At 39.5% G+C, this 10,030-nt stretch carries 7 protein-coding genes and 2 pseudogenes; 4 read left to right on the top strand and 5 right to left on the bottom strand.

The features are described 5' to 3' along the window. Positions 1-447: 447 nt before the first annotated feature. The 5 genes and pseudogenes from JCM15124_RS10065 to JCM15124_RS10045 all read right to left on the bottom strand — a co-directional run bounded on the left by JCM15124_RS10065 (position 448) and on the right by JCM15124_RS10045 (position 3,743). Positions 448-978: an FHA domain-containing protein gene (locus JCM15124_RS10065; RefSeq protein WP_024999325.1), complete on the bottom strand. Its 531-nt coding sequence runs from the start codon at positions 976-978 to the stop codon at positions 448-450. 6 nt (positions 979-984) lie between these two features. Then, the gene (locus tag JCM15124_RS10060) at positions 985-1,989 is read right to left on the bottom strand and encodes an HU domain-containing protein (RefSeq protein WP_024999324.1); all 1,005 of its coding nucleotides are present in this window, start codon (positions 1,987-1,989) and stop codon (positions 985-987) included. A 101-nt stretch (positions 1,990-2,090) separates the two neighbouring features. Continuing rightward, a pseudogene (locus tag JCM15124_RS14080) lies at positions 2,091-2,542 on the bottom strand (DUF4293 domain-containing protein). After that, the gene (locus JCM15124_RS10050) at positions 2,539-2,886 is read right to left on the bottom strand and encodes a DNA-directed RNA polymerase subunit omega (protein WP_024999323.1); all 348 of its coding nucleotides are present in this window, start codon (positions 2,884-2,886) and stop codon (positions 2,539-2,541) included. Before JCM15124_RS10050 ends, JCM15124_RS14080 begins: the two are co-directional and overlap by 4 nt. Positions 2,887-2,909: 23 nt before the next feature. Then, entirely contained in the window at positions 2,910-3,743 is an 834-nt protein-coding gene (locus JCM15124_RS10045) for an outer membrane protein assembly factor BamD (RefSeq protein WP_024999322.1), read from the bottom strand. Positions 3,744-3,869: 126 nt separating this feature from the next. Between JCM15124_RS10045 and uvrB the strand changes: the two genes are divergently transcribed. The 4 genes and pseudogenes from uvrB to menA all read left to right on the top strand — a co-directional run bounded on the left by uvrB (position 3,870) and on the right by menA (position 10,022). Beyond that, positions 3,870-5,915, top strand: coding sequence for an excinuclease ABC subunit UvrB (gene uvrB / locus JCM15124_RS10040; RefSeq protein WP_024999321.1), 2,046 nt, complete (start codon positions 3,870-3,872; stop codon positions 5,913-5,915). 527 nt (positions 5,916-6,442) lie between these two features. Beyond that, complete coding sequence (locus JCM15124_RS10035) at positions 6,443-6,682, top strand: hypothetical protein (RefSeq protein WP_024999320.1); 240 nt, start codon at positions 6,443-6,445, stop codon at positions 6,680-6,682. After that, positions 6,679-9,053 (top strand): annotated as a pseudogene (locus JCM15124_RS14075) (putative porin). Before JCM15124_RS10035 ends, JCM15124_RS14075 begins: the two are co-directional and overlap by 4 nt. A 12-nt stretch (positions 9,054-9,065) precedes the next feature. Next, on the top strand, positions 9,066-10,022 hold the full coding sequence (menA, locus tag JCM15124_RS10025; protein WP_024999319.1) for a 1,4-dihydroxy-2-naphthoate octaprenyltransferase: 957 nt from the start codon (positions 9,066-9,068) through the stop codon (positions 10,020-10,022). The last annotated feature ends 8 nt before the right edge of the window (positions 10,023-10,030 follow it).

Genomic DNA, 10,030 nt, shown 5'->3' with positions numbered 1-10,030 from the left:
AAGTATTGCCAATGAGGCGTCTGCAATGTCGATAAACAAACATTATGAATACTCTTTTCAGAATACCATTATCCGTTAAAACTTAAATTGGCTGCAATACAACTTATCGTATAAGCGAAAAAGCCGAAAAATGTGTAAACATTATTCATAAGAATAGGTGTCGCATAACCATCTTTGTATCAATGCTTTACAAAACCTATTGTTTTGCATTCCAAAACCGTAGGTTTTGCACGGTAAAAGCGTAGGTTTTACAACGCAAAACCTACGGTTTCGCAACGCCAAAGCAATTATATCACTTTTTAAGAGAATTATTTTTACAAAATCAGGGGTAATGAAAGGGGCTGAGTTCCATACAAGAAGCTCAGCCCGAATTTTATCTGATGTAAAGGTTTTAGCGAACAATTATAAAGGAAAAACTATGGGTATAGGATACTTCAATGCCTTTTTCTATTCCTTTCCGGCATAGAGAATAATGCTTGTAGCACCTATTGTAAAAAGTGTTCCGTCAAAGATATTGCGACGTTCATTATCTGCAAGAATTTCGTTATCAACAAATGTACCCGTGTAAGAGGGTCCGTCTTTCAATACATACTCCAACTTTCCTTTTGCATTTTTCGATACATTGATGGTACAATGCGTCATATCCATACTCGGATCGTCGGTTTCAATAGGACAATTTATGGGGTTTCCTTTCATATAACGTCCTATAACGTTTTCTCCCAACTTCAATGGCAAGACCTGCTTGTAATGAAAAACATTTTCTATTACATGCAATGAACCGTAATCGAAAACCTCTTCGCTTGATTTTTGTGGGACGTTTTCTGCTTTCTGAGCACGCTTAACGGCAGATATTCCCAGTCTGATTCCAAACTGTTTATTACAATTGGGGCACGCAAAAGCAAGTCTTTGACCTACTGAATATTTTGTTTCATCAAAAGTAATAAAGCTTTTACACTTGGGGCAGCGTACTCTTTTCATATATTTTTATTTTCCTATTTCCAATATCCATGCCTGCTTGAAGTTAGCATTACCTCTAAGATTATTAAGTTTTTCAGCGGCTGACTGAGCACTTCTATATTTTCCATATACAACCTTTATACTGCCTGCGCCTGTGTAAATGCAAGCATCGGCAAAACCGTTATTATGCAGTTCCTTCACAAAGGCTTTGGCATTTCTTTCTGTTATATGGCTTGCCAATACCAAACTCCAATAGTGTTTGGAAGGTGTAGCAGGCATTTTGTCTTTTGAAATAACTTTTTCTTTGTTTGAAATAACTTTTTCTTTGGAGGTATTAGCTTGGCTGTTGCTGATATTATTTGAATCGAAAATATTATAGAACATACCGCTTTTAACCTCTTGGCGTTGGAGACTGTTATGCTTTTCAGCGGTAAGTCCGACGATAAAGACAAAAGAAACCAAGACAGCTGCAACGGCAAAGTCTTTCACAGCCTTAAGACTGACGCTTAAACGCTTCTCGCCTTGGTTGTTGGTATCTATATAAACAACGTGCGTTTTCTTTTCAATCTTTTCCTGAACAGAGGTCTTTTCTATCTCTATATTGGCAACATGGCTTGATTTTGCAATTTCAAAACTACTGAATCCATAGTACTTTGGGGTCAATAATCCGCCTTCGTAAGGTTCAAATGCAATTCTATTATTCCCCTCACGTTTAAGTACACCAAGCCCCTTCAGTTCAAGCAGCCCAACTTCCTCTAAGGTATTAAGAATGCTATCAACCTCTGTTTCAATTTCTCTCATTGCTTCCGGGTAACTGAGGTCGTAAGCCTCAATATACGACTGGGCAAGCAAAGAATCATTCATTCTTAACACAGGGTTGAAACCGACAGTACGATAAGGTGGAAGATAAATATTGTCTGACTTCTCGTATCGTGCTTCGCTGTGGTATGCTACGAAGCCACCGAGTCCCGGGACAATGATACAATCATTTTCCAATAATAATATTTCAATATGTCGGTCTATTCTTAACATTCTCGCAAATTTAATAAAAAACTTCTTAACTGCCAAACTATAAACACAAAAAACTTATTATCAGCTATGATAATAAGTTTTTGTTTGGTTGGATATGATAATTATCTTATTCTATCTGCTGCACGAACAAGTGCCTCGTCTGACTTGATAGCATTTCTTGCCAATATCAACAAAATGAGCGAAACGAATGGTAGACACGCTCCATATTCAAAATGAAGTTTCAAATCGCCCAACATAAATTGACTTATAAGCAGATAGCAAGATGCCAAGCAACTACAAGGAATATTGCAATGCTGCAAAATCGTATTTGGCGTTTCCTATTCTTATAATCAAATATAACAAACAAATGCAGTGGAAGCGTTATCAATAAAGTCGCAAACAATGGCCACACCTTAAAGTCTTTCACTCCATTCCCGTCTACTATCCATAAGTTTGTCATCTTACTTGATATTCCCATACCGCTTGGTTCCAATAAACCGATAGGCATGCAAAGGCAAATAACAAGTACTACGAACGATAAGAACAAGAAAATAGTTTGCTTTCTTTGTATCATACTTGAGCGTCTTCGTTCTCTAATCCATCTTTCGATGGGTCGCGCCAATAAACATTACCGTCCAAGAACTCTTGAGTAGCCAATAGTGTTGGCTTTGGAAGTTTCTCGTAATAACGACTAATCTCTATTTGCTCACGATTTTCAAACACCTCTTCTAACGAATCGCTATACGAAGCAAACTCTGCAAGTTTCTTGCTGAGGTCTTGCTTGATTTCAACTGAAATTTGATTAGCACGCTTTGCAATGATAGCAACACTTTCATAAACGTTGTCTGTTTCGTTCCAAAGCTCTACCACATCACGGGTTACTGTGTTTACAGGTGCTTTTGATTTCTTGTAATCCATTTATTTATGCTTGTTTTATATTTCTATTTTGCTTTTGCAGTAAATTGCTTGCACTTCTCTATATACTTTTCGGCAGTTGAACGTTCCTTAGAATCAGGATATTCATTGATGAAGCCATAGCATTCATCTTCTGCGTCTTGATAGCGTTGCACTTTCTTTTCTTCAACACTCATCTGCGCTAACTCATACTTACCTTTCATTACAAGAATGGCAAAATCTTCTCGAAGCGAAGAATATGGGAAGTCGTTCAAAGCATTTTGCGCTGTAATAATGCACGCTTCATAATTGTTACCGCCATCGTTTCCGCAATTACCAAAGTAAGAACCGAGATTGTAATACAATTTTGCGTTTAAGTATTCCTTACGAATAAGCTTGTCTTGCAAAGTAAACAATCTCTGCTGTGCGGTTCCTTTCATTTTTCCGTTTGGGTATAAATCCAAATAATCTTGGAATGCTGCAATTGCTGCAACGGTTGGTGTCTGGTCTAAACGAGGCTCCGGAGTTCCTTCGTACAAGCTCTGTCCAATGTAGAAAGAAGCCATTTCTGCATAATATCCATGCGGATAGGTTTGATAATACTTCTTAAAAGCTTCTGAAGCAGCTTGGTAATCGTGCATTCCATATTCTGCCATAGCCAGCATATAGAGGCATTCTTGCGCGTTGTCAGTACCTTTTTGAATAGTTACCAAATCTTGAAGCAGGGTTACTGCAAAGCTGTATTTCCCTTTTGCGAAACACTCTTTTGCGTACTCATACTTATATGTATAGTCTGTACTTTTATAAACTTGGTTGTATTCTTGTGCACAACTTGTGAAAAGAAGCGACAGAATAAATGTAATGAGAATATTCTTCTTCATAAATTTACTTTGAGATGCAAAGTTACATATAATTCCATAATAAACAAAGCTGTTACTGCATTTTTAGCAAAAAATCACTTTTAATTATCTATAATCTACAGTTTTTTATTAACTTTGTACTTAATAATGGACTTTAAACTGACATCAAAATACAAGCCCACCGGAGACCAGCCGGAGGCAATAAAGGAATTAACAGAAGGATTGGAGCGTGGCGATAAAAGTCAGGTTCTGTTAGGTGTAACAGGTTCCGGCAAAACTTTCACAATGGCAAATGTCATTGCCAACGTAAACAAACCTACTTTAATTCTATCGCATAACAAAACTTTGGCTGCCCAACTCTTCGAGGAAATGAAAGGTTTCTTCCCTGAAAATGCGGTGGAATACTATGTTTCGTACTACGATTACTATCAGCCGGAGGCTTATATGCCTTCAACTGACACCTACATAGAGAAAGATTTGGCTATCAACGATGAGATTGACAAGCTCCGTCTTTCAGCAGTTTCTTCGCTATTATCCGGCAGAAAAGATGTAATTGTGGTGTCATCGGTATCCTGTATCTATGGTATGGGCGGTCCTGTTGCAATGAAAGATAATGTAATAAGAATAAAGAAAGGGCAAGTTCTCGACCGTAACATCTTTTTAAGACAACTCGTAAATGCGTTATATGTCAGAAATGATATAGATTTACAGCGTGGCAACTTCCGTGTAAAAGGAGATACGGTTGATATAGCAATGGCTTACAGCGACAACATATTAAGAGTTACGTGGTGGGACGACGAAATAGATGCCATAGAAGAAATAGACGCTGTGTCTTATCACCGCTTAGGCACATTTGAAGAATACGAGGTTTACCCTGCCAATCTTTTTGTTACATCAAAGGAGCAAACCGAAAATGCTATCCGACAAATTCAAGATGACTTGACAATACAAATCGATTTCTTTAACGAAATAGGGGATAGTATTAAGGCTCAACGCATTAAAGAACGCGTTGAATATGACATAGAAATGATAAAGGAATTGGGGCACTGTTCAGGAATAGAGAACTATTCTCGTTATTTCGATGGCAGAGAAGCGGGTCAGCGTCCTTATTGTCTCTTGGATTTTTTCCCTGAAGACAACCTTATTATAATTGATGAGAGCCACGTAAGTGTTCCTCAAATCTCGGCTATGTACGGTGGCGACAGAGCAAGAAAGAAAAATCTTGTGGAGTTTGGTTTCCGTTTGCCTGCGGCATTCGACAACCGTCCGCTAAAGTTTGAAGAGTTTCATAGTCTCATCAAGCAAATTATTTATGTATCGGCAACCCCTGCAAACTTTGAATTAGAAGAAGCAGAAGGCGTCGTAGTCGAACAACTTATACGCCCAACAGGCTTGCTCGACCCCGAAATAGAGGTTCGTCCATCGGAAAATCAAATCGACAACTTAATGGAAGAAATCCTGATAAGGGCGGAAAAAGAGGAACGCATTCTTGTTACGACACTCACGAAACGAATGGCAGAAGAATTAACCGAGTATCTTTTAAACCATGAAGTACGAGCTGCATATATACACAGCAACGTTGCAAGTTTAGATAGAATAAAAATAATAAACGACTTACGCAGTGGAATTTATGACGTTTTAGTTGGAGTAAACCTTTTGCGAGAAGGCTTGGATTTACCGGAGGTTTCGTTGGTGGCAATACTCGATGCCGACAAAGAAGGGTTTCTTCGCAGTCATAGAAGTCTTACGCAGACTGCAGGTAGAGCTGCACGTAATGTAAATGGAAAGGTTATCATGTATGCCGACACCATTACAGAAAGTATGCAAAAAACCATTGACGAGACATTGCGCAGGCGTGAGAAGCAGTTAAGATATAACGAACTGCACCATATTACGCCAACGCAAATCAGACGTTCTATAAAAGAAATACTACCTGTTGGCGATGGCTCTATGGCAACAAACATTCCGATTGATAAGAAAAAGTCGCAAACATACAGTATACCGCAAGAAGAAGCTGCAATGGTAGCCGACCCTATTGTTATGAAAATGACAAGGAAACAGCTTGAAAAGAGTATTCAGAACACAACAGCACTGATGAAAGAAACTGCCAAGAACCTCGATTTCTTACAAGCTGCACAGTATCGTGATGAAATATTGCGCTTACAAACAGAGTTGGAACAAAAAACGGTTTAACAAAAAAGTATTGTGCGACGGTTCTTTTTCTTACTGCCGATATGGCTCAAATACCCTTTGTTTTGTAAAGATAACTTCCTTAAAAAAGCGATAACTGCACTTTGGCGTTGCGAAAGCGGCTGTTTTGCGTTGCAAAACCTACGGTTTTACCGTGCAAAACAGCCGCTTTTGGAATGCAAAACAACACCTATTGTAGTGCATTGATAACAAGACAGTTACACAATAGCTATCCTTGCGAAAAACATTTACATACTTTTACCTTATCTTACCCCATAAAATAGATACTCGCTGCTCAAGTTCTACTGTTTCATTGAACGTAAAATGCGTCCGAAACTCCAAACGAACGTTAAATATTTTATAAGCAAGCTGCAATCAAGTATTTTTTTATAACTTTGCTCTATAAATTATTTGTATAAACAATTAAATAGGTACTCGTTTAAATAGACATTCTTTGCGTCTATCGTTTCTTTATGCACAGCAAGCAAGATAGAAGTCAATAGCAATGGAATAGTATAAATACAGATATTATGACAGAGGAAAACGAAAATAGTTTGGCACGTCCACCCCATCGTAGACGCCCACTAAGAGAAAATAAAAACAATGTTTCAGCACTGCGTCAGTGGCTCAATATCATTTTTATGGTAGGGGCTTTAATTGGTGTGATTTTCTATTTTGCTTTAGCAGACCAAACAGTTGGAATTATCATTATATTAGTTTCAATGGTATTTAAATTCACCGAAGCCACACTTCGATTATTCCGTCAATGAAGCGACACATATCACTGATTATAAGTTTGTTCATCATCTCTTTACTTGCTAACGCACAAAGCTTTGATACAATATCAAGAGATGGTATGTCTAACCTCAACGGTTTTCAAGGTAACAGAAATCTTGGACTATCAGACTCCATACAGAACCAACACAAAGAAATACCACGCGGCTTAAAAGTATGGACGATTGACGAACGCTTTGGCGACAGAACAGCAGCACAGCCCGATACGGTGTCTGAACTGTTTATGAACACTTTCTTTACCACGGGCTTACGAGGAGAGTATAATTCATTAGGTAATTTAGGTTCGCCTCGTCAAAATCGTATCTTCATAGACAGATCTGAGCCTTCGGAATTTATCTTTCTTGCACCATACGACAAGTTTATTGTACCACCTTCCAAGTTCCATTTCACCTCTACCCTATCTCCGATAACCAACTTATCGTACAGCACGGCAGGCGACAGAACAGACGGTGAAGACCAGTTCAAGGCATTATTTGCGATTAATGCAGGAAAGAAGTGGGGATTTGGGTTTAAGTTCGACTATCTTTATGGGCGTGGGTATTACAGCAATCAGAACACTTCGCACATCGATTACACGTTTTGGGGCACTTATACAGGCGAAAAGTATCAGGCAAACTTTCTTTCTTCGCTCAACCATCAAAAGGTTTCGGAAAACGGAGGTATAGCCAATGATGCTTACATTACCCACCCCGAAATATTCAATGAATCGTTTGAAACAAGCGAAATACCCACAGTTCTTTCGAAAAACTGGAATAGAAACGACAACCAGCACATCTTTTTCAACCACAGATATAGCTTGGGCTTTTATAGAAAAGTTGCTATGACAAAGGAAGAAATAGAGGCAAAGAAGTTTGCCATAAGGTCGATGCAAAGTCAGGAAGCAGATAAGGCACGCAAGAAGCAATGGAAGAAGCCAAGAAAAATGGTGAAGAGTTTGACGAAGAAGAGTTTAACAAACGCCAAAAGGCGAAAGGCAGACCCGACGATGCAAAGGTAATCGGCAATAATCCAACTTCAAACAATTTGGCAACAAACGGCGAACAACGCGATTTCATCAATGTTGATAGCTTGGGAGAGAAGGAAATGACCGGCAACGATGCTACCAATGAATGGATAAAAGATGAGTATGTGCCCGTAACAAGTTTTATCCATACGGCTCGCTTCGATAATTTCAGAAGAATTTATCAAGCCTATGATACGCCGGATTCATTCTATGCAAACAACTACTACTATAACAATGCAACGGCAAACGACTCCATTTACGACCAAACCAAACATTGGGCGTTGAAGAATACCTTTGCCATCGCACTGTTGGAAGGGTTTAACAAGTGGGCAAAGGCAGGATTAAAAGCATTTGTTTCTCACGAACTGCGCCACTACGAGCTTCCTATGCTGCTCACGACAACCACAACACCGGCGACCAATCCATTGTTTGGAGGATATGAAAAAATAAATAAAAACGACATCTCTGTGGGTGGACAGCTACTAAAAGCGAACGGCAAAACCTTACATTATAATATAAATGCTGAAGCGTGGATAGCAGGCGACAGAGCAGGACAGCTACACATAGACGGAAATGCAGACCTTAACTTCCCGCTGTTGGGCGACACTGTGCAGTTTGCTGCTACGGCTTTCTTTCATCGCACAGCCCCCACGTTCTATATGAACACATTCCGTTCGCGCCATTTTTGGTGGGACAACAATCTTGACCAACAAATTCACTCCCGGTTGTTAGGTGCATTTACGTTGAAAAAGACAAGAACACAGTTGCGTGTGGGATACGATGTATTAAAGAACTATGCTTACTTTGGCTTGCAAAACGAACGTGTGGCAAGTGGTAATAATTATCTTGTAAGAAACAATCAAGTAAATGTAAGGCAACATAACGGTGCCATTAGCTTGCTTACACTTCAATTGCAGCAAGACTTTAAGTTCGGAATAATGAATTGGCAAAACCTGATTACATTCCAAAAGTCGAGCAACGAAGCTGTCCTCCCTACCCCAACGCTCAACATTTACAGCAATTTGTTCATCAGATTTAAAATTGCAAAGGTGTTAGACTGCGACTTTGGTGTCGATGGCAGATATTTTACGAAGTACCATGCACCCGAATATATTCCGGGAATGGGCTCGTTTGGCATACAAGAAACAGAAGCAAGCAGAACAGAGATAGGCAACTATCCTGTTATCAATGCCTATGCCAACTTTAAATTGCAGCGCACACGCTTCTTCATAATGATGTCGCACATCAATAGCGGCGATAGTGGCAACTACTTCTTTACGCCTCACTATCCGCTCAACCAACGAATTTTACGATTGGGAATAAGTTGGGACTTCTTTAATTAATATATTGGATATATGTCGGAAAAGATAGATATGCTATCAAGAATGGAAACAAACGTCAAGGTAAATTCGCTTAACGCTTGGGTTCTTGCAGCACGTCCCAAAACACTTACAGGAGCCGGTGTTCCCATTATGATAGGTATAGCCTTTGCTTTTACTGATGTTAATTGGCAGCATTTTCAGGTTCTTCCCGCTTTTTTATGTATCTTGTTTGCGTTCATTATGCAAATAGACGCCAACTTCGTAAACGATTATTTCGACTGTTTGAAAGGGAATGACGATGGCAAAACACGACTTGGACCTCGACGTGCCTGCAGCGAAGGTTGGATAACGCTGCCTGCAATGCGAAAGGGACTTACAGTTACCACGCTGTTGGCTTGCCTTGCCGGCTTGCCACTTATATATTATGGTGGGTGGGAAATGATTATCATCGGACTGCTTTGCGTTGCATTTTGCTTTCTTTACACTACAAAGTTATCCTATTTAGGCTTAGGCGACCTGCTTGTACTTGTTTTCTTTGGCATCGTACCTGTTTGTCTAACCTATTATGTGATATTGCCCAAAGGTATCCAAACTATTACGTGGCAAGTATTTACAGCATCTGTTGCCTGCGGTTTAATTATAGATACCTTACTCGTGGTGAACAATTACCGCGACCGCAATAACGATAAGCAAGCCGGCAAACACACACTCATCGTGCGCATTGGCGAGAAAAGAGCCGAGCAACTGTATCTTTGGTTAGGCTTCTTGGGCGTATGGCTGATGGCGATAGTGTTCTTTTTCGCCAACAACACAATGACAATACTTAGCATTTCCTTACTTTTCTTCTATCTTTTGCTCCACACAATGGCGTGGAAAGAAATGAAAAGGATAAAGCATGGCAAAGAGTTGAACAAGGTTTTGGGGCTGACTGCCCGCAATATGTTTGTTTACGGACTCTTAACAACAATAGGAATACTTCTGACAAAGTGATAAAAACG

The organism is Prevotella falsenii DSM 22864 = JCM 15124 (assembly GCF_000613945.1).
Taxonomy (GTDB): Bacteria; Bacteroidota; Bacteroidia; order Bacteroidales; family Bacteroidaceae; genus Prevotella; species Prevotella falsenii.
This window is presented reverse-complemented; position numbering and strand designations above follow the sequence as displayed.

What these genes read in the sequence shown, in the direction of transcription:
- JCM15124_RS10035 (WP_024999320.1), top strand. Translation starts at nt 6,443, where the DNA reads ATGACAGAGGAAAACGAAAATAGTTTGGCACGTCCACCCCATCGTAGA.
- menA (WP_024999319.1), top strand. Translation starts at nt 9,066, where the DNA reads ATGTCGGAAAAGATAGATATGCTATCAAGAATGGAAACAAACGTCAAG.
- JCM15124_RS10045 (WP_024999322.1), bottom strand. Translation starts at nt 3,743, where the DNA reads ATGAAGAAGAATATTCTCATTACATTTATTCTGTCGCTTCTTTTCACA.
- uvrB (WP_024999321.1), top strand. Translation starts at nt 3,870, where the DNA reads ATGGACTTTAAACTGACATCAAAATACAAGCCCACCGGAGACCAGCCG.
- JCM15124_RS10050 (WP_024999323.1), bottom strand. Translation starts at nt 2,886, where the DNA reads ATGGATTACAAGAAATCAAAAGCACCTGTAAACACAGTAACCCGTGAT.
- JCM15124_RS10060 (WP_024999324.1), bottom strand. Translation starts at nt 1,989, where the DNA reads ATGTTAAGAATAGACCGACATATTGAAATATTATTATTGGAAAATGAT.
- JCM15124_RS10065 (WP_024999325.1), bottom strand. Translation starts at nt 978, where the DNA reads ATGAAAAGAGTACGCTGCCCCAAGTGTAAAAGCTTTATTACTTTTGAT.